The sequence below is a fragment of the Polaromonas sp. genome, assembly GCF_012927455.1.
GTDB lineage: Bacteria > Pseudomonadota > Gammaproteobacteria > Burkholderiales > Burkholderiaceae_C > Polaromonas.
Window position 1 is genome coordinate 42,757 of sequence record NZ_JABBPE010000006.1, and the last position, 18,620, is coordinate 61,376.

18 protein-coding genes are annotated in these 18,620 nt (G+C 62.4%); 7 read left to right on the top strand and 11 right to left on the bottom strand.

From position 1 onward, the window contains the following. Window positions 1-18: 18 nt before the first annotated feature. From selD to HHJ18_RS07885, 3 genes are all read left to right on the top strand, one after another. Window positions 19-1,098 carry a selenide, water dikinase SelD gene (selD, locus tag HHJ18_RS07875; protein ID WP_296913630.1) on the top strand — a complete coding sequence of 360 codons (1,080 nt, stop codon included), beginning with the start codon at window positions 19-21 and terminating at the stop codon, window positions 1,096-1,098. A gap of 192 nt (window positions 1,099-1,290) precedes the next feature. Further along, window positions 1,291-1,890 (top strand): TRAP transporter small permease subunit, encoded by a 600-nt coding sequence (locus HHJ18_RS07880; protein WP_296913632.1) that lies wholly within the window; start codon window positions 1,291-1,293, stop codon window positions 1,888-1,890. A 13-nt stretch (window positions 1,891-1,903) separates the two neighbouring features. Further along, window positions 1,904-3,673 carry a TRAP transporter large permease subunit gene (locus HHJ18_RS07885; protein WP_296913633.1) on the top strand — a complete coding sequence of 590 codons (1,770 nt, stop codon included), beginning with the start codon at window positions 1,904-1,906 and terminating at the stop codon, window positions 3,671-3,673. A 224-nt stretch (window positions 3,674-3,897) separates the two neighbouring features. Here HHJ18_RS07885 and HHJ18_RS07890 read toward each other — a convergent pair whose 3' ends face one another. The 4 genes from HHJ18_RS07890 to HHJ18_RS07905 form a co-directional block, all read right to left on the bottom strand. Next, window positions 3,898-4,980, bottom strand: a complete 1,083-nt coding sequence (locus HHJ18_RS07890; protein ID WP_296913634.1) for a TRAP transporter substrate-binding protein — start codon at window positions 4,978-4,980, stop codon at window positions 3,898-3,900. Window positions 4,981-5,233: 253 nt separating this feature from the next. Then, window positions 5,234-7,135 (bottom strand): 1-deoxy-D-xylulose-5-phosphate synthase, encoded by a 1,902-nt coding sequence (gene dxs / locus HHJ18_RS07895; RefSeq protein WP_296913636.1) that lies wholly within the window; start codon window positions 7,133-7,135, stop codon window positions 5,234-5,236. Between the two features lie 40 nt (window positions 7,136-7,175). Then, a complete protein-coding gene (locus HHJ18_RS07900; protein ID WP_296913639.1) occupies window positions 7,176-8,114 on the bottom strand; it encodes a polyprenyl synthetase family protein in 939 nt (312 codons plus the stop codon). Between the two features lie 58 nt (window positions 8,115-8,172). Next, a complete protein-coding gene (locus HHJ18_RS07905; RefSeq protein WP_296913642.1) occupies window positions 8,173-8,433 on the bottom strand; it encodes an exodeoxyribonuclease VII small subunit in 261 nt (86 codons plus the stop codon). Window positions 8,434-8,713: 280 nt separating this feature from the next. Between HHJ18_RS07905 and HHJ18_RS07910 the strand changes: the two genes are divergently transcribed. The 3 genes from HHJ18_RS07910 (at window position 8,714) to HHJ18_RS07920 (ending at window position 11,856) form a co-directional block, all read left to right on the top strand. Next, complete coding sequence (locus HHJ18_RS07910; RefSeq protein ID WP_296913645.1) at window positions 8,714-9,832, top strand: aromatic ring-hydroxylating dioxygenase subunit alpha; 1,119 nt, start codon at window positions 8,714-8,716, stop codon at window positions 9,830-9,832. Window positions 9,833-9,945: 113 nt separating this feature from the next. After that, a complete protein-coding gene (locus tag HHJ18_RS07915; protein ID WP_296913648.1) occupies window positions 9,946-10,932 on the top strand; it encodes an EamA family transporter in 987 nt (328 codons plus the stop codon). 15 nt (window positions 10,933-10,947) lie between these two features. After that, entirely contained in the window at window positions 10,948-11,856 is a 909-nt protein-coding gene (locus tag HHJ18_RS07920) for a sulfurtransferase (RefSeq protein WP_296913649.1), read from the top strand. 89 nt (window positions 11,857-11,945) lie between these two features. On the opposite strand, the gene HHJ18_RS07925 is transcribed toward HHJ18_RS07920, so the two are convergent. The 3 genes from HHJ18_RS07925 to HHJ18_RS07935 form a co-directional block, all read right to left on the bottom strand. Next, the gene (locus HHJ18_RS07925; RefSeq protein WP_296913651.1) at window positions 11,946-12,263 is read right to left on the bottom strand and encodes a hypothetical protein; all 318 of its coding nucleotides are present in this window, start codon (window positions 12,261-12,263) and stop codon (window positions 11,946-11,948) included. Between the two features lie 758 nt (window positions 12,264-13,021). Continuing rightward, window positions 13,022-13,270 carry a hypothetical protein gene (locus HHJ18_RS07930; RefSeq protein WP_296913654.1) on the bottom strand — a complete coding sequence of 83 codons (249 nt, stop codon included), beginning with the start codon at window positions 13,268-13,270 and terminating at the stop codon, window positions 13,022-13,024. Window positions 13,271-13,272: 2 nt separating this feature from the next. Continuing rightward, on the bottom strand, window positions 13,273-13,485 hold the full coding sequence (locus HHJ18_RS07935) for a hypothetical protein (RefSeq protein WP_296913656.1): 213 nt from the start codon (window positions 13,483-13,485) through the stop codon (window positions 13,273-13,275). Window positions 13,486-13,801: 316 nt separating this feature from the next. Here HHJ18_RS07935 and HHJ18_RS07940 point away from each other — a divergent pair, with 316 nt between their 5' ends. After that, entirely contained in the window at window positions 13,802-14,878 is a 1,077-nt protein-coding gene (locus tag HHJ18_RS07940; RefSeq protein ID WP_296913659.1) for a LacI family DNA-binding transcriptional regulator, read from the top strand. Window position 14,879: 1 nt separating this feature from the next. On the opposite strand, the gene HHJ18_RS07945 is transcribed toward HHJ18_RS07940, so the two are convergent. From HHJ18_RS07945 to HHJ18_RS07960, 4 genes are read right to left on the bottom strand one after another with little or no spacing between them, the layout of a single operon-like run. After that, complete coding sequence (locus HHJ18_RS07945) at window positions 14,880-15,587, bottom strand: GntR family transcriptional regulator (protein WP_296913662.1); 708 nt, start codon at window positions 15,585-15,587, stop codon at window positions 14,880-14,882. Between the two features lie 54 nt (window positions 15,588-15,641). Further along, a complete protein-coding gene (locus HHJ18_RS07950) occupies window positions 15,642-16,397 on the bottom strand; it encodes an aspartate/glutamate racemase family protein (protein ID WP_296913664.1) in 756 nt (251 codons plus the stop codon). A gap of 23 nt (window positions 16,398-16,420) precedes the next feature. After that, on the bottom strand, window positions 16,421-17,854 hold the full coding sequence (gene hydA, locus HHJ18_RS07955; protein ID WP_296913666.1) for a dihydropyrimidinase: 1,434 nt from the start codon (window positions 17,852-17,854) through the stop codon (window positions 16,421-16,423). 31 nt (window positions 17,855-17,885) lie between these two features. Next, window positions 17,886-18,614, bottom strand: a complete 729-nt coding sequence (locus tag HHJ18_RS07960) for an aspartate/glutamate racemase family protein (protein WP_296913668.1) — start codon at window positions 18,612-18,614, stop codon at window positions 17,886-17,888. Window positions 18,615-18,620: the final 6 nt, after the last annotated feature.

Here is an 18,620-nt window from a genome sequence, read left to right on the forward strand (position 1 = left end):
GCACTTGAAAGACTCCCCATGAACGCCCCTGACGCCCTGAAAACATCCGCAACGCTCCAGCCCCGCTTGACCAGCCTGTCGCACGGCGGCGGCTGTGGCTGCAAGATTGCGCCGGGCGTGCTTAGCGAGATTCTCAAAAAGGCCAGCAACCTGCCCGGTTTCAATTTGCCGCCGCAGCTGCTGGTGGGCAATGAAACCGCTGACGATGCGGCGGTCTACCAGCTCAATGACGAACAGGCGCTGATCGCCACCACGGATTTCTTCATGCCCATCGTCGATGACCCGTATGACTTTGGCCGCATCGCCGCCTGCAACGCCATCAGCGACGTCTACGCCATGGGCGGCACGCCCATCATGGCGCTGGCGCTGGTCGGCATGCCGATCAACGTGCTGCCGCTGGAGACCATAGGCGCGATCTTGCAAGGTGGCCAGGACGTGTGCCGCGACGCCGGCATTCCGATCGCGGGCGGCCACACCATTGATTCGGTGGAACCGATTTACGGGCTGGTGGTGATGGGCCTGGTGCATCCTTCGCGCGTCAAGAAAAACTCGGGCGCCAAAGTGGGCGATGTGCTGGTGCTGGGCAAGCCGCTGGGCATCGGCATCCTGTCGGCGGCGTTAAAAAAGGAAGTGCTGAGCACTGAGGGCTATGCCCGCATGATCGCCCTGACCACGCAGCTCAACAAGCCGGGCATTGCGCTGGCCCAACTCGAAGGTGTGCATGCGCTGACCGACATCACCGGCTTCGGCCTGGCCGGCCATACGCTGGAACTGGCGCGCGGCGCCGGCGTGCAGATCAGGCTTGATTGGACGCGCACGCCGCTGGTCGCGGGTGCGCGCGCGCTGGCGCAGCAAGGCTGCATCACCGGCGCCTCGGGGCGCAACTGGGCCAGCTACGGCCATGAGATCAGCTTGCCCGCTGCATTTGCCGAGGTCGACCAGGCACTGCTGAGCGACCCGCAAACCTCGGGTGGACTGCTGGTGTCTTGCAGTGCCGACAGTGCGGCCGAAGTGCTGGCAATTTTCCACGCGCAGGGTTTTGCCGATGCCGCCGTGATCGGAGAGGTCACCACAGGGCGCGGCGTCAGCGTTTATTGAATTTACGAAAAAAAACCGGACCAGCGCCGCGCGATTCGCCGCGGCTTGCTGGACAACAGCGTCGCCTCGCCGGCCGCTGGACTTCCATTTTTTATACAATCTCGCCACACGCCAACGTTCATCCGGAATGACTCTTTCACGTCCTCCGGATGACTTTTTACGCGTCATCGTTCTTTAGCCTGGAGAGACAAATTGCGTGCACTACTGAAATTTTCAAACGCCGTGGACTGGTTGAACACCCAGATTGGCAAATATGTCATCTGGCTGATTCTGGCCTCTACCGTCATCAGCGGTGTCAACGCGGTGGTCCGTAAAGTGTTCAACATGAGCTCCAACGCCTACCTGGAGGTGCAGTGGTATTTTTTCGCCGCTTCCTTTCTGATCGCGGCAGGCTACACCCTACTGAACAATGAACACGTGAGGATTGATGTGATTTCAAGCCGTCTGTCCAAACGAGGGCAAGTATGGATCGACATCATCGGCTTCTCCTTCTTTCTCACGCCCATTTGCCTGGTGGTGCTCTGGTACGGCATTCCGTTCTTCCTGCAGGGCTGGCAGTCGGGTGAAACGTCGAGCAACGCGGGCGGCCTGATCCGCTGGCCGGTGTACGCGATGATCCCCATCGGTTTCACGCTGCTGATGCTGCAGGGCTGGTCGGAGCTGATCAAGCGCATTGCTTTTCTCAACGGCCTGATTGACGACCCTAGCCTTAAACGAGAGGAGAAAACAGCTGAAGAAGAACTGGCTGAGGCGATTCGCCGCCTGGCTGCATCCAAGGCCAAAGCGGGCTGAACGGTAAAAACCCATGGAATTCATCGCTCAAAATTTCGCCCCGATCATGTTCGCGGGTCTTGTCGTGTTCCTGCTGATGGGCTTTCCCGTCGCCTTCAGCCTGGGCGCCTGCGGGCTGTTCTTTGGCTTCATCGGCATTGAACTGGGCTTGCTGCCTCAGGCCTTGATGCAAGCCCTTCCGCTGCGCCTGTTCGGCATCATGCAGAACGACACGCTGCTGGCAATTCCCTTCTTCACCCTGATGGGCCTGATCCTGGAACGCAGCGGCATGGCCGAGGACCTGCTGGACACCATTGGCCAGTTGTTCGGGCCCCTGCGCGGCGGTCTGGCACTGGCTGTGATCTTTGTCGGTGCCCTGCTGGCCGCTACCACCGGCGTGGTCGCCGCCTCGGTGATCTCAATGGGCCTGATCTCGCTGCCCATCATGCTGCGCTATGGCTACGACCGCCGGCTTGCCGCGGGCGTGATTGCGGCGTCCGGCACGCTGGCGCAAATCATTCCGCCTTCGCTGGTGCTGATCATCCTGGCCGACCAGCTTGGGAAAAGCGTGGGCGACATGTACAAGGGCGCGTTTTTGCCGGGCTTCATGCTGACAGGCTTTTATGCCCTCTACGTGATTTTGCTGGCCGTCTTCAAACCCAAATGGGTGCCAGCGCTGCCGCTTGAGGCTCGCACTTTCCGCGAGCCGAGCGGCTCCAGCGGCACGCCTTCACTGCTGCTGCTGACCCTCGTGTCGGCAGGCGCCGCGATCTTCTTCGGCCAGCACATTGCCGACGTCCATACCTGGTGGACCGGACAGCCGGTCACCAGTGTGCCCAAGGACGAGACCATCGTCGTGTCGCTCTGCGTGGGTGTGACGCTGGCCTTCGTGATTGCCGTGATCAACAAAGTTACCCGTTTGGGCCTGCTGTCGCGCATGGCCGAGCGCGTGACCTTCGTACTGATTCCGCCGTTGCTGCTGATTTTTCTAGTGCTAGGCACCATTTTTCTGGGCGTGGCAACGCCGACCGAGGGTGGCGCCATGGGCGCACTGGGCGCCTTGATCATGGCCCTGGTGCGCGGCCGTCTGAGCTTTTCACTGCTCAAGCAAGCGCTCAACACCACCACCAAGCTGTCGTGCTTCGTGATGTTCATCTTGATTGGCTCGACCATCTTCAGCCTGGTGTTTCAGGGAGTGGATGGCCCGCGCTGGGTGGAGCATCTGTTGACCAGCCTGCCAGGCGGCCAGGTGGGCTTCCTGATTGTGGTCAATCTGCTGATCTTCTTTTTGGCCTTCTTCCTCGACTTCTTCGAGCTGTCCTTTATCGTGGTGCCGCTGCTGGCACCGGTGGCGCAAAAGCTCGGCATTGACCTGATCTGGTTCGGCGTGCTGCTGGGCGTGAACATGCAGACCTCCTTCATGCACCCGCCCTTCGGCTTTGCGCTGTTTTATTTGCGCAGCGTCGCGCCCACCATGCCTTACACCGACAAGCTCACCAAAAAGCTGATCCAGCCGGTGACGACCATGCAGATCTACTGGGGCGCGGTGCCCTTCGTGCTAATCCAGATCATCATGGTGGGCATCATCATCACTTTTCCGGGGATCGTCTCCAGTGGCCTGGACAAGGTCGAGGTCTACGACATGGACAAGATCCGCCTGCAGATGGAGTCCGACCTGCTCAAGGATTCGGGTGCGGGACCAATGCCCGGGTGGACCGAGCCCGAACCCATGGCGCCGGCCAATGTCGATGAGAACGACCCGCTCAAACCCCCGGCAGACGCGGCCTTTGACGGGAAAAAATAAGCCGCAGTGCGCGCGTCGTCCCGCACCGTGGATTGACGCCACCGTCAACAAAAAGCCCCGCCGAGCGGGGCTTTTTGTTGCACAGTCCAGCCTGCCTATTTCAATAGAATCCGGCTACAGACTAATAACCACGGGCGCTAGCAGCTATTATATTCATAGCATTTGTCAGCTGCCTGCGAGCCGGTGGCCGCGCTGCGAAACCGAAGCCACGGCCATACAGTGACTTACAGCTTGACGCCGGCCATGTAGCTGTCGTAACGGAACTCCGAGAAGCGCGCCCACAGCAGTTGATCGCGCTGGAAGGCGCGCATGTCCTGGTGAATCTTCTTGAATTCGGCAGATTTGGCTTCGTGTTCGGCAAACACCTCCATCGAAGCCTTGAAGCCTGCATCCATGAGATCCTTCGAGAACGCCTTGAGCTGGGTCTTTGCAGCAACCAGTTTTTTCAAGGCAATCGGATTGACCGCATCGTATTTGGCCGTCATGTCACGCGCAGCGACCGCGGTGGCCGCGTCAACAATCGCCTGGAATTCCGGCGTCAATGCCGCATAGGCTTTGGTGTTGATGAAGAACTCCAGTTCCGCGCCACCTTCCCACCAGCCGGGATAGTAGTAGTACGGCGCCACTTTGTTAAAGCCCAGTTTTTCATCGTCATAGGGACCGACGAACTCCACAGCATCCAGCGTACCCTTTTCAAGGGCCTGGTATACCTCGCCGGCAGGCATGTTCTGCGCCACCACGCCCAGCTTTTGCATGGCTTCACCGAACAGGCCGCCACCCAGACGCATTTTCAAACCCTTCAGGTCGGCTATCGTTTTGATTTCCTTGCGGTACCAGCCGCCCATCTGGGTGCCGGTATTGCCCGCGCTGCGGCTCTTGATGTTGTAGTTGGCGTAAAACGCATCCATCAGTTTGCGGCCGTTGCCATGCTCCATCCAGGAGTCCATCTGGCGTGCGGTAAGCCCGAAAGGCACGGCACAACCGAAAGCAAAAATCGAGTTCTTGCCGGTGAAATAGTAAGGAGCCGTTTGCGCCATCTCGATGGTGCCGTTCTGAATGGCATCGACCACACCAAAGGCCGGCATCAATTCGCCCGCGGCATGCACGGAAACTTCAAATTTACCGCCGGACAAGGCCTTCACCGTCTTGGCAAACATCTCTGCGCTGCCAAAAATTGTGTCAAGCGATTTGGGAAAGCTCGAAGCCATGCGCCAGCGAACGGCTGCCTGCGCATGCACAGCAGGCGCCACGCCAGCTGCCAGCACACCGGCAATACCGGCGTTTTTAATGAGTGATCGACGATCCATGAATACTCTCTCCTAAAAGTTACCTGATATTGAGTTCTGCAGTGATCTGCGGGATCATAGATCGAGCCTTTTTGCGCTCGGCACAATGACTTGCAGCGGTGGGCAGAACCTTTATATTTTGTCAGTCTTTTACCGCAAGATGACCGGTTGTTACCCGTATAGCAACAAGAAAGCCGCCTGCAGAAGGCGGCTTTCTTGACGGTCAAGACAGGGTGTGCACCGTGCCCACTCATCCACGCTGAAGCGAACCAGCTCAGCCCACCGACTTGAGCGCGAGCTTGCCAGGCTTGTCGGACTGCTGGAACAAGGCGCCGAAACGCGCCGTGATGGCGGCCTCGATACCAGCCGCATCGAGACCCTGCAAGGCCAGCAATTTGGCCGGATCGCCATGCTCAATAAATTCGTCCCTGAGGCCCAGCTGCAGCAGCGGTTTGACCAGGCCTGCAGCCTGCAGCGCTTCGCTCACGGCGCTGCCGGCGCCGCCCATGATGGCGCCCTCCTCCAGCGTGACCAGGGCCTCGTGGCTGGCGGCCACCTTGAGCAGCAGTTCAATATCGAGCGGCTTGGCCCAGCGCATATTGAGTACCGTGGCGCCGAGTTTTTCAGCGGCTTGCAGCGCAGGGTAAAGCAGCGTGCCGAAGGCCAGAATGGCGACCGTCGCGCCTTCGCGCCGGACCTCGCCTTTGCCGAAAGGCAGGGACTGCAGGCCGGCTTCCGGCTCAACGCCAGCACCGGCACCACGCGGGTAGCGCACCGCCACCGGGTGGTTCTGCTCGAAGGCCGATGTGAGCAGCTTGCGGCACTCGTTCTCGTCGGCCGGACAAGCCACGCTCATGTTCGGGATGCAGCGCAAATAAGCAATGTCGTAGGCACCCGCATGCGTGGCACCATCGGCGCCAACCAGACCGGCACGGTCCAGCGCAAACACCACCGGCAAATTTTGCAGCGCCACATCGTGGATCAGCTGGTCATAGCCGCGCTGCAAAAAAGTCGAGTAGATCGCCACCACCGGTTTCAGCCCCTCGCAGGCCATGCCGGCGGCAAAGGTCACCGCGTGCTGCTCGGCAATGCCGACGTCGTGGTAGCGCTCGGGAAAGCGCTGGTGAAACTCCACCATGCCCGAGCCTTCGCGCATGGCCGGCGTGATGCCGACCAGCCGGCTATCGTGTTCGGCCATGTCGCACAGCCAGCGGCCAAAGACCTGTGTAAAGGTCTGTTTGGCCGGCGCGCTGGATTTTTGCAGTCCCATGGCCGGATCAAACTTGCCGGGGCCATGGTAGGCAATCGGGTCGGCTTCGGCCAGCTTGTAGCCCTGGCCTTTTTTGGTGACCACATGCAAGAACTGCGGGCCCTTGAGGTGCTTGATGTTTTCCAGCGTGGGGATCAGCGAATCCAGATCGTGGCCGTCAATCGGGCCAATGTAGTTGAAACCGAAATTTTCAAACAGCGTGGCCGGCACCACCATGCCTTTGGCATGCGCTTCCAGCCGTTTGGCCAGCTCCAGCAATGGCGGGGCCACACGCAACACCTGCTTGCCAACATTTTTGGCCGACGCATAAAAGCGCCCACTCATCAACTGGGCCAGGTAACGGTTGAGCGCGCCGACCGGCGGGCTGATGCTCATGTCGTTGTCGTTGAGCACCACCAGCAGTCGGCAGTCGTCATGCACGCCGGCGTTGTTCAAGGCCTCAAAAGCCATGCCGGCACTCATGGCGCCGTCGCCGATGATGGCAACAGCCTGCCGCTCTTCACCCTTTTGCCGTGACGCCAGCGCCATGCCTAGCGCCGCGGAAATCGAGGTTGACGAATGGGCGGTACCGAAAGTGTCGTAGGGGCTCTCGTCGCGCCGCGGAAAACCCGACAGCCCGCCTAAATGGCGCAGCGTGCTCATGCGCTCGCGCCGCCCCGTTAGGATTTTGTGCGGGTAAGTCTGGTGGCCGACGTCCCAGACCAGCCGGTCGTCGGGCGTGTTGAAGACGTAGTGCAAGGCCACCGTCAGCTCGACCGTGCCGAGGTTGGAGCTCAAGTGCCCGCCGGTCTTGGACACCGTGTCGATGACGTAGGCGCGCAGTTCATCGGCCAGAGTCTTGAGCTGGGCGCGGGGCAGTCGCCGCAGATCGGCGGGGCTGTTGATGGTGTCTAGCAGTTGGTACATCGTGTGGGGATGGGCTTGTCGGGTAGGTCGGGACGCAACATTAGTGCGCGCGATTGACCAGCATGTCGGCCAGCGCATGCAGGGCATTGGTGTTTTTTAATCCACTGGCCTGCAGGCTGGCCAGCGCTTGCGCCAGCAGCTGCTGCGCATAGTCTTTCGAGGCCTGCAGCCCGAGCAGCGAGACAAAGGTGGGCTTGTCCTGCGCCGCGTCCTTGCCGGCGGTCTTGCCCAGCGTGGCCGAGTCGGCGGTGACATCCAGAATGTCGTCGACCACCTGAAACGCCAGGCCCACCGCCGCGCCGTAGTCACGCAATGCGCGCTGAGCCGCTGGCGTGGCCTGCTTGGCCTGTGAAGAGGCGCCACAGGCCGCCCCCATCATCACGCTGGCTTGCAGCAGCGCGCCAGTCTTGAGGCGGTGCATCTCGTGCAGTTGCTCTGACGTCAAAGGCCGGCCGACGCTGGCCAGGTCTATCGCCTGGCCGCCGGCCATGCCCTGAAAGCCTGCGGCCTGCGCCAGCATGCGGCACAGCTTGGCCTGCGTCGCGACATCGACCGAATCGTCATCGGGCGTTAGAAGTTCAAAAGCCAGCGCCTGCAGCGCGTCACCGGCCAGCAGCGCCTGCGCCTGGCCAAACTTGACGTGGACCGTGGGCTTGCCCCGGCGCAACACGTCGTTGTCCATGCAGGGCATATCGTCGTGCACCAGCGAGTAGGCATGAATCAGTTCCACCGCGCAGGCCGAGCGCAACGCCGCCTGCGCGTTGCCCGCGACGGCTTCGCAGGCCGCCAGCACCAGCAATGGACGGAGTCGCTTGCCGCCGTCGAGCACGGCATAACGCATGGCATCACCCAGGCCGGCAGGCGCCGGTGCATCGGCCGGACCGGCGACCCAGCGCGACAGCGCCTGCTCCACGGCAGCTAGCTGCTGCGCGCTCCAGCCGTTCAGCGTGAACAGGGTTATCTTTTCAGGGGCGTTCAATCGAGTGTCTCTTGCGCTTTGGCGTTTCTTTGGCATTCAGGGGGTGGATTGCTGCAAACTATTCGCTCACCCAGGGCTTGAGTTCCGTGCCTTCCAGCACCTTGATCTGGGTTTCCACGGCTTCGAGCTTGTCCCGGCAAAACTTCAGCAACTGGGCGCCGCGCTGGTAACCGGTGAGCAACTGGTCCAGCGGCAACTGGCCGGCTTCCAGGCTGGCAACCAGCGCTTCCAGCTCTTGCAACGCCGCCTCATAGGTGGCCGGCAATGCCGCACCGACCGCGGGGCTGGAAGATGCAGACGAAGGGGTGCTTTTGGCCATGGTGTTTGAAAAGGCCTGATTTTAGGCCGTGCAATGAAATCGGGACTCAGGCGCCGCAGCAGCCCGGGCATAGAGCCATTATCGGCGGCGGCACGGCAGCACCCGGCGCGGCCACGCGAAACCCTTTTTTCAGCACCGCGCCAGCAAGCCGCACGGGTAGAATTAATAGTTGGTTTTGATATCAGCGCCCAAGCACCGTCTCCGTGCTCTGAGCCTGCCTCATTTCCCGGTGTTTTCACTGCCTCCCAGCTTGAGCGCGGCGGCCTACTCACCCTACTGCATGTCTGATCTAAGCCTTCGCCTGCTGCAGGCCACCAGCCAGCTGCCCATCTCCAGCTATTTTGATGCGGGCCTGTACCAGCGCGAGCAGCAAAAGCTCTTTGCACGCGGGCCGCGCTACCTCGGCCATGAACTCGCGGTGCCGAATCTGGGCGACTTTTATGCGCTGCCGCATGAGGGCGAAGGCCGCGCGCTGGTGCGCAATGCCTCGGGCATCGAGCTGATTTCCAATGTCTGCCGGCATCGCCAGTCCACCATGCTGCAGGGCCGCGGCAACACCGGCAGCAATATCGTCTGCCCGCTGCACCGCTGGACCTACAACACCAGCGGCGAACTGGTGGGTGCGCCGCACTTTGAAGTGGACCCCTGCCTGAACCTGAACCGCTACCCGACACGGCGCTGGAACGGCCTGGTGTTTGAGGACAACGGACGCGACATTGCGGCCGAAATGGCGCCGCTGGGCACCCTGGCCGACCTGGATTTTGCAGGCTACCAGCTCGACAAAGTGCATCTGCACGAATGCAACTACAACTGGAAAACGTTTATCGAGGTTTACCTGGAGGACTACCACGTCGGCCCGTTCCACCCCGGGCTGGGCGGCTTTGTCTCTACCCATGACCTGCAATGGGAGCTGCAGCGGCACTACTCCGTGCAGACCGTTGGTGTTTCCGACAAGCTGGGCAAGCCCGGCACCGACACCTACAAAAAATGGCACGACGTGGTGCTGCAATACCGCAACGGTGTGGCGCCGCGCTACGGCGCGATCTGGCTCACCTACTACCCGCATGTGATGCTGGAGTGGTACCCGCATACGCTGGTCGTCAGCACGCTGCATCCGCAGGGCCCCGACAGGACACTCAACGTGGTGGAGTTTTTCTACCCCGAGGAAATCTGCGCCTTCGAGCGCGAGTTCATCGAAGCGCAGCAGGCCGCCTACATGGAAACCTGCGTGGAAGACGACGAAATCGCCCTGCGCATGGACGCCGGCCGCAAAGCCCTGATGCTGCGTGGCGACAACGAGTTCGGCCCCTACCAAAGCCCGATGGAAGACGGCATGCAGCACTTTCACGAGTGGTACCGCCGCGAAATGGGCGCCAGCAAAACCACCCAGATGATCTGAGCAAACCGCCCGCGCCACTTAATTGCTATTTTTTTAATAGCTACTTGCGCCCGTGCTTACTGGGCTAGAGCCTTATTTCATTCCTAAAAACGCCCCTGAAGCAAAAACACGCCATGCAAGCCGTCTGGATGATTCTTTCCTCGTTCCTGTTTGCCAGCATGGGCGTGTGCGTCAAGTTTGCGTCGGCGCACTTCAACAGCGCCGAGCTGGTGTTTTACCGCGGGCTGATCGGCATTGCCTTCATGGCCGCTTATGCGCACGCGCGCGGCACCCCGCTGGCTACCCGCGTGCCCGCCATGCATGCCTGGCGCAGCGTCGTCGGCGTGGTGGCGCTGTCGGCCTGGTTTTACGCGATTGCCCATCTGCCGCTGGCCACCGCCATGACGCTCAACTACATGAGCAGCGTCTGGATTGCCTGCTTTCTGGTCGGCGGCGCGCTGATGTCAGCAGGGGTAAAGGCCGGCGAACGCCGCGACGGGCCGCCCCTAGCAAGTTCAGCCCCCTCGGGGGGCAGCGAACTACGCGAAGCGAGGAGCGTGGGGGCCAAAACAGCCAGTCAAGGCCCGCTGGTGCTGGCGATCCTGGCCAGCTTTGGCGGCGTGGTGCTGCTGCTGCGCCCTTCCATGGACCAGGACCAGACTTTTGCCGGCCTGATCGGCCTGCTGTCGGGCCTGGGCGCCGCCTTTGCCTACATGCAGGTGATGGCGCTGTCCCGCCTGGGCGAGCCCGAAACGCGCACGGTGTTTTACTTTGCCGTCGGCACGGCGGTGGCCGGCGCGCTCGGCATGGTGCTGATGGGCGTGTCGCCCTGGGACTGGCAGCAAGCGCTGTGGCTGCCGCCGCTGGGCATTCTGGCCTCGCTGGGTCAACTTGCCATGACCAAGGCCTATTCCATGTCGGAAAACCATGGCGGAACGCTGATGGTGGCCAATCTGCAGTACTCGGGCATCGTCTTTGCCGCGCTGTACAGTCTGATTTTGTTTGGCGACAATATTCCCTTGATGGGCTGGGCCGGCATGGCGCTAATTATCGTCAGCGCCGTCGCCGCTACGGCTTTGCGAGCGCGCGCCGCACCCGACGCGCCCGCCGAGGAACATTGACCGCAGGAGGACGAGATGAGCTACACCACCCTGATTTCCGCCGCGCAGTTGCAGGCGCTGATGGCCGACGGCCCGCCTGCCGTACAGCTGCGCGTGTTTGACTGCAGCTTTGATCTGATGGATGCGCACGCCGGCGAGCAGCAGTATTTGGCCTCGCATATTCCGGGCGCGGTGTATGCCAACCTGGAGACCGCGCTCAGCGCCAGGCACGGCGTGCCGGGTGCCCACGGCGTTATCACGGCGACCGGCGCCGACGCGCCCGCCTCGGGCGGACGGCATCCGCTGCCGAATCGCGAAAAGTTTGCCATCTGGCTGTCCAGCGTCGGCTTTGCCAACGACATGCAGGCCGTCGTCTACGACCGCAATGGCGCCAACTACTGTGGCCGCCTCTGGTGGATGCTCAAATGGGCCGGCCACCGCAACGTGGCCGTGCTCGACGGCGGGCTGCAGGCCTGGCAGGCCGCCGGCGGCGCCGTCAACAGGGGCGAGGAACCGGCGCACTTTCAGACCAGTTTCAAACTGGCCCCGGCGCAGGCCCTACTGGTCAACGCACAGACCGTCTTGGGTCAGCTGGAGCGCCCGACCCAAACCCTGATCGACGCGCGGGCACCGGCGCGTTTTCGGGGCGAGATCGAGCCGCTGGACCCGGTGGCCGGCCACGTTCCGGGCGCGTTGAACCGCCCGTTCGGCCAGAATTTGACGCCCGACGGCAAATTCAAACCTGCAGCGCAATTAAAGACAGAGTTTGAAGCGCTGCTGGGCGGACGCGACCCCGCCACTGTGGTGCACCATTGCGGCAGCGGCGTCAGTGCGCTGCCCAACCTGCTGGCGATGGAAGTCGCCGGCTTGGGCCCAACTGGCCTTTACGCGGGTAGTTGGAGCGACTGGTGCAGCGACCCGGGCCGGCCGGTAGCACGGGACTGATCTCTGGAGCCGCTAAGCTCATTCGAAGCCCAAAGAACCGCGGCACAAGTCGCACCGCAGGTTTTTGTAGTGGGCTGACCGCCCTCCAATCAGTTGCGTCCGCCGCTGGCAGCCCCTTCAGGCGGCATCACGCCACCGGGCGCGCTGCTGGTGTTGGCGGGCGGCATGGCACCTGGGGACGTTCCGCTAGACGAACCCATGGAACCACTGCCCATGGGAGACGCTGGAGCCGCACCTGAGGAGCCCGTTGAGCCGGTGTTACCGCTCGAAGGGCTGCCCATGGGTGAGGAGGACGAGCCTGGCGCGGTGGTGGTGTCGTTCGTCTTTTTGCCACAAGCGCCGAGTGCCAGCGCAGCAGCCAGAGCCAGCGCCGTCACGGCAACTGATGCAAATTTGCTTTCGTACATGTCAATTTCCTTTCAAGAATGGTCGATGGACCGACTTTCGGTCAGCCCCACTCCAATTTATCCGCTCGGCGGGTTTTTCTAAAGAGAAACACGCGCGGCAACCTGTAAGGATTTTTCGCAAGGCTGAAGCAGCCCAGAGGCCCCGTTTTTGCCTGCTACAGCCTGCAGGACCCGTGAAATAACGAGATTTCCGGGGGCAGCGGGAATTGACCGGTCGCCTAGCGATTCAAACAGCGTGACCCACAAGTTGGAGCTGTTTGTGCGGATTGTCCTTATGGGCACCCGAGCTGGGCCCCTGGCCCCAGCTGCTTTGGGCGCCGTTGTCTGGTCGCTCGCTCGCCCTATTTTTGGACGGGCTGGATTTGGGTTCCCGGATCGGCGTGAGGTGTTTCATAGCAATCTCCTGAGCAGAACTGGCAACGCTTAAAACAGACCTGTGGCAGCAGCAGCAGCTTGGCGAAGCTCGCGGCTTTCAGTGCCGCGCCGGGGTACTGGTGTAAAGGTTTTCACATGGGAGGCAGAACACGGCTTTCAATCAATGGGCCTCATCGAACACCTTGCAATTCACCGCTCGCTTGCAGGCACCGCATCGCCTGCGAACCGTGTTGCCAGTGGACCGCCCCGGTCATCCCATCGGCATGGGGGTGGTCTGCACTTCGCCCGGTTCGGGCGGCGAGGAAATGGGTGGCACAGGTTCAGGCGGGGGCACATTCGGATTGGTAGCCATGGCAATCTCTCGAGTTGAGGGGTGGGTTGAATCAGCCCAGGACGGGCGGCTCTGACTTTGGGGGTCGCTGCAGCAAATTCCGGATCATGGCTTCGCCGACCTCGTCGCGACCATCAGAGGGCAAGTCCGCCTCCAGCGTCATGACAGGCTCCTCGTTGTCAGGTTTGTGCGACGGCGGCACGTCAGCATTTTTGTCGTGCCCAGAAGGCCCTCTAGCGGACGAGACTGGCGCGGCACCGGCGGGCGCGTCGCGCTGATCAAACGAGCGGGTGTCAGCCATCGCTACAGCCCTCCCCGCAGCAGTGGCAAGTCGCTGCTGATCACCGCAGCAGCAGAAGCCAGACTGGCCAGCACGGTAGCAAAAAACGCCGAGGAAGCCGCCCATTGCGAATGAAGCCGGCGCAGCAGCCAAACTGCAAAGGCGCCACCGCCTTTGCTCTCTTTGCCAGCTTTGTCACCAAGCATTGGCACTGCAGCAGAAAATTTGAAGTTCATGAAGAGCTTGACTATCAATATGGTGTAAATATTCTTCCATGTCCTTAAGTTTCCCGTAAGCGCCGATTACGGCTTATAGGCCGTCAAGCCTTGTCTTTGTAAGGCACTGGCTGACACAGCCCAATTCGACGCGCGGCCCGGGCTTCTGCCCATAAAATCAATTAAATAGGCCTATAGCCCTTTAAGAACGGGCGCAAGCAGCTATGAAAACAATAGCAAATGGTGCAGTGCTTTTGCCGCAAACCAGTGCTACGATTCTCTGAAACTGGTTTCAATAACGAGCTAACCGGCGCCAGTCCGGTTTTTCCGCATTCTCATGTCCGCAAGCCCCATCAAGCGTTTACCTGCCTTACCTGCCAAGCGCGCCACCATTGCCGAAGTGGCGCTTGAAGCAGGCGTTTCCAAGGCGACCGTGTCGAGGTTTCTGAACCACCGTGAGCGGCTGCTGACTCCGGAGATTGCAACGCGCGTTGAAATTGCCATCGCAGCACTGGCGTATAGCCCCAGTCCGATGGCGCAGGCGCTCAAGCGCGGCCGCTCCAGGCTGATCGGCCTGGTGGTGGCCGACGTGACCAATCCTTTTTCCGTGGCCGTGCTGCGTGGCGCCGAAAAGGCCTGCCAGCAGGCCGGCTATCTGCTGATGCTGTTCAACCTCGGCAACGACAGCCGGCGCGAAAGCGAAGCCATCAAGGCACTCACCGCCTACCAGGTCGAAGGATTCATCCTGAACACGCTGGGCCGCGACGCCGGTGCGGCTGCCGACGCCGCGCGCCATGGCAAGCCGGTGGTCCTGGTAGACCGGCGACACCACGACATGCAGGCCGACTTTGTCTCGCTCGACAATGCCGGCGCGGTGCGGCTGGGCGTTGCCCACCTGCTCAAGGCCGGCTACCGCGAATTGCTGTTTGTCTCGGAACCGATCAGCGGCGTGAGTTCACGCATGGAGCGCGAAGCAGCGTTTCGCAGCGTTATCGGCGACTCCGCAGCCGAGGCGCCGGATCTGCACGGCAACACCTTTGAAAGCACCGAGGGCGACAGCGACGGGCTGGATCAGGCGTTGCGCAGCCTGCGCCAGCGTGCCCAAGGAAGATTACCGGGCGTGATTTCAAGCAACGCCGTGGTCACGCTGCGGGTGGTGGCCGCCATGGCGCGGCTGGGCTGGCGCTTTGGCGCCGAGCTGGGCTTGGTGGGGTTTGACGATACCGAATGGTCGCCTTACATCGGGCCGGGCTTGACCACTATCGCCCAGCCCACCGACGAGCTGGGCCGGCTCGCCGCCGGCTGCCTGATCGAGCGGCTCAAGGGCCTGGACTTGCCGCCGCGCCAGATTTTGCTGTCCGGCCGCCTGCTGGCGCGTGGCTCATCGGTTCCGGTAGCGCCAGAAGCTAATTAAGCTAGCCGAAGATGCTTTCCAGGTCGGCATCGTTCGATTCGGCGTCCAGCTTGAGGCTTTTCTGAATGTGATCGAGGTGATCGAGCATCAGCGCTTCGGCCTTTTTAATGTCGCCGCGCTTGACGGCGTCAACGATCTGCTCGTGCTCGTCGGCCCGGCAACTGGTCGCCGTCGGCGCGTCATACAGCGAGATGATCAGGCAGGTCAGTGTCGAGAGTTCGCGCATCGCGCGCGCCAGCGCCGAATTGCCCGCCAGCTCGGCCAGCAGCACATGAAACTCACCCGACAAACGCACGATGGCCCGCGTGTCCTTGCGCCGCCGCGCATCCTCTTCCTGGTCCAGGTGACGGCGCAGGCGCTGCTGCTTGACGTCATCGATCGTGGCAATCAGGCGGCGCAGCACGCCGGGCTCGATCAGGCGACGCGCTTCAAAGACGTCCTGCGCCTGTTCTATGGTCGGCTTGGCGACAAAGGCGCCGCGCTGCGGGATGAGTTCGACAATTTGCTCATGGGCCAGCCGCGCCAGCACTTCGCGGATCTTGGCGCGGCTGGCATTGAAAATGGTCGCCAGCCGGTCTTCGCCCAGCTTGGTGCCGGGCGCCAGGCGATGCTCGAGGATGGCCGCCGAAATTTTTTCGGCGATGTCGTCGACGCTGTGCTCGCGCACGCTGTCGGCAGCAGCGGCGTTCAGTAAGGATTTTTTTGCCATGGCAAGCTCGATTTTATCGAAGGATACGTGCGTCGCAGGCAGCGTGCCACCTGCTCATGTGCGGCTCGCAGTTCGCGCCAGCAGGCGGGCGATGCCCTCGGGCAAGCCCAGATTCGGCTTGAGCGGCGGCGGCGCGAAGCTGCCCCGGCGTGCCGGGCTCGGTGCGAGCGAAACCAGCGTCTGGGCGTGGCACACGGCGCTGGACACACCGTCGACCACCGGCACCGGAATCCGCTCCTTGATCGACCGCGCCAGGCCGGCCAGCGGCGCGCCGGCGATGATGATCACGTCGGCGCCGTCGTCGTCCACGGCCGACAGGCACAGCGCCTGGAGCCGTTCGGCATGGTCTTCCTGCACCCGGCCGATGTCGTGCAGCGGCTGGTCCAGGCAGCGGATGCTGGCCAGGCGGTCGAGCAGGCCGTTGGCCTGCACGCACTCGCGGTACCAAGCGGAGATGCGGCGCGAAATGGCGATGATCGAAAAGCGCTTGCCCAACAGGCACGCGCTCATCAAGGCGGCTTCGGTCAGGCCGACGACCGGAATATCGAGCATTTCGCGTAGGCCGTCGATGCCCGGGTCGCCAAAGGCGGCAATGACGATGGCATCGTGCTTCCCGCAATGCTCGGCGGCCAGCGTGGCGGCCGCATAGGCGCCGATCAGCGACTCAAAGCGCGTCTCGATGTAGGCAACGCCAAAGGGCGCGGTCATGACGCTGATGTGGGTGCCGGGCGCGGCGGCGCGCTTCGCCTCGGCTTCGATCAGATCGGAAACGCTTTGCGATGTATTGGGGTTGATGAGCAGCAGCTTCATGGCATGGCCTCCTGTGGGGTGCGCTAGATGGAAGATTTTCGCGGCAGGGGCAGTATCGTAGGCTCGCCGCAACGCAGGAACTGGCCGCGGCCCGGGCGCGGATGAAACGCCTGGCCATCCCAGACCACTTCGCCGCGCGCCAGCGTGAAAGCCGGCCAAGCCTGCAGTTGCATGCCTTCGTAAGGCGTGTAGTCCACGTCATGGTGGAGCCGGTCGTTTCGAATAGTGACCGGGCGTTCGTCCCAGATCACCAGGTCGGCATCGCCGCCCACGGCAATGCTCCCCTTGCGCGGATGCAGGCCGTAAGCTTTGGCCGGATTCGTCGCTGTGAGTTCGACAAAGCGGTTGAGCGTGATGCGCCCTGCCAGCACGCCTTTGGAATACAGCAGCGGCATGCGCGTTTCCAGGCCCGGAATGCCGTTGGGAATATGGCTGAAGGGCGCCTCCTCGCCGCCGGGTTTCTTGCCTTCCGGCGCATCGTAGTCAAAGGGCGCGTGGTCGGACGAAAACAGCGTGAACAGGCCGTCGGCCAGGCCGTTCCAGATCACTTCCTGATTGCCTTTGTCGCGCGGCGGCGGACTGCAGACGCAGCGCGCGCCGGCATAACTGTTGTCGATGCCCAGGTCCTCGGCGGTCAAAAACAGGTACTGCGGGCAGGTTTCGGCAAAGACCTTGAGGCCCTGGCCGCGCGCCCAGCGAATCTGCTCAACCGCATCGCGCCCGGACACATGCACGATGAGGATGGGCACATCGACCAGCTCGGCCAGCGCGATGGCGCGGTGCGTCGCTTCGCGCTCGACCAGCATCGGTCGGCTGTGCGCGTGAAAGCGCGGGGCAGTGCGGCCAGCCGCTTCGAGCTTCTTGGTGAGCCACTCGATACAGTCGGCGTTTTCGGCATGGATCATGGCCATCGCGCCGTGCTGGCGCGCGACGTCGAGCACGTCCAGGATCTGGCCGTCATCGAGCTTGAGATCGTCGTAGGTCATGTAAACCTTGAAAGAGGTGTAGCCTTCGGCAATCAGCGCGGGCAGCTCTTCGCGCAGGACCTGGGGCGTGGGGTCGCTCACGATCAGGTGAAACGCATAGTCGACATGCGCGCGGCCCTCGGCGCGGCGGTGGTAGTCATCGACCGCCGCGCGCAGCGACTGGCCCTTGGCCTGGGCGGCGAAGGGGATGACGGTGGTGGTGCCGCCGCATGCGGCCGAGCGTGTCCCGCTGTCAAACCCGTCGGCCATGCGCACTGGCGCCTGCATCGGCTGGTCCAGATGGCAGTGCGCATCGACGCCGCCGGGCGTGACCACCCGGCCCAGCGCATCGATCTCGCGCTTGCCATTGGCCAGGCTGCTGCCCAGCTGCACGATGCGCCCGCCGTTCACGCCGATGTCGGCCGCGAAGGTATCGCTCGCCGTGGCTACCAGTGCGTTGCGGATGACGAGATCAAAAGTGGGAATGCTCATTGTTGTTTGTCCTTGCTTTGGCGCCAAGCCATCAGGTCATTTCCCGGAACAGGCGGCCCCAGCCTTTGAGCTCGCGCGGGTCGACATCGATGGTCTTCAGGGCCTTCCAGACCACCGTGGCGACCGAGTCATAAATGGGAATGTCCAGCTCGCGCTCCAGCTCGTCGACCAGCTGCGCGGCACGCAGGTTGGTGCACAGCGTGGTCAGCGCTTGCGGGCGCTGCCTGGCTGATTCGCGCAGCAGGGCGCGCAGCGTGTCGGGCTCGACTTCGCTGAAGGCGAAGTTCACCGAAATGCCGAGGTGCTGTTCGGCGATGCACTCGATGCCGATGCCGGCGTAGTTGGCGATGATGCGGCGCTGCACGTCTTCGACATAGGGCGAGACCAGCCCCAGCGTGCGCGCGCCCTGCAGCGCAAGGATTTCGTTGAGCGCAAGCACCGAGGTCGTGGCCGGGATGCCGGTGGCGTCAAGGATGCGCGCGCACAGCTGGCGGTCCTTTTCGAAGCCGAGCCAGCTCGCCGACGTGCCGCTCCAGCAGATCACATCGACCCGAGCGTCGGCCAGCAGGCGTGCCGCCTCCAGGATCTTGCCGTCATCGAACTGTTGCAGCGACTGCTCGCGCAGCGAAATCTCGGTGACGGCAAAGCGCGAGAAATGAGCCGACACGCCCGGCAGCGTGCTGACCATGGCGCTGGTCAGCGGCTCCAGCGCGGTGTTGGATGACGGCGTCAGCACGCCGATGCGTTTGCGTTTTGTCATGCTGCT

Bases quoted from the DNA above. Each gene is read 5' to 3' on its own strand.
- selD (WP_296913630.1), top strand. From the start codon at position 19: ATGAACGCCCCTGACGCCCTGAAAACATCCGCAACGCTCCAGCCCCGC.
- HHJ18_RS07885 (WP_296913633.1), top strand. From the start codon at position 1,904: ATGGAATTCATCGCTCAAAATTTCGCCCCGATCATGTTCGCGGGTCTT.
- HHJ18_RS07890 (WP_296913634.1), bottom strand. From the start codon at position 4,980: ATGGATCGTCGATCACTCATTAAAAACGCCGGTATTGCCGGTGTGCTG.
- dxs (WP_296913636.1), bottom strand. From the start codon at position 7,135: ATGTACCAACTGCTAGACACCATCAACAGCCCCGCCGATCTGCGGCGA.
- HHJ18_RS07905 (WP_296913642.1), bottom strand. From the start codon at position 8,433: ATGGCCAAAAGCACCCCTTCGTCTGCATCTTCCAGCCCCGCGGTCGGT.
- HHJ18_RS07910 (WP_296913645.1), top strand. From the start codon at position 8,714: ATGTCTGATCTAAGCCTTCGCCTGCTGCAGGCCACCAGCCAGCTGCCC.
- HHJ18_RS07915 (WP_296913648.1), top strand. From the start codon at position 9,946: ATGCAAGCCGTCTGGATGATTCTTTCCTCGTTCCTGTTTGCCAGCATG.
- HHJ18_RS07920 (WP_296913649.1), top strand. From the start codon at position 10,948: ATGAGCTACACCACCCTGATTTCCGCCGCGCAGTTGCAGGCGCTGATG.
- HHJ18_RS07925 (WP_296913651.1), bottom strand. From the start codon at position 12,263: ATGTACGAAAGCAAATTTGCATCAGTTGCCGTGACGGCGCTGGCTCTG.
- HHJ18_RS07930 (WP_296913654.1), bottom strand. From the start codon at position 13,270: ATGGCTGACACCCGCTCGTTTGATCAGCGCGACGCGCCCGCCGGTGCC.
- HHJ18_RS07935 (WP_296913656.1), bottom strand. From the start codon at position 13,485: ATGAACTTCAAATTTTCTGCTGCAGTGCCAATGCTTGGTGACAAAGCT.
- HHJ18_RS07940 (WP_296913659.1), top strand. From the start codon at position 13,802: ATGTCCGCAAGCCCCATCAAGCGTTTACCTGCCTTACCTGCCAAGCGC.
- HHJ18_RS07945 (WP_296913662.1), bottom strand. From the start codon at position 15,587: ATGGCAAAAAAATCCTTACTGAACGCCGCTGCTGCCGACAGCGTGCGC.
- HHJ18_RS07950 (WP_296913664.1), bottom strand. From the start codon at position 16,397: ATGAAGCTGCTGCTCATCAACCCCAATACATCGCAAAGCGTTTCCGAT.
- hydA (WP_296913666.1), bottom strand. From the start codon at position 17,854: ATGAGCATTCCCACTTTTGATCTCGTCATCCGCAACGCACTGGTAGCC.
- HHJ18_RS07960 (WP_296913668.1), bottom strand. From the start codon at position 18,614: ATGACAAAACGCAAACGCATCGGCGTGCTGACGCCGTCATCCAACACC.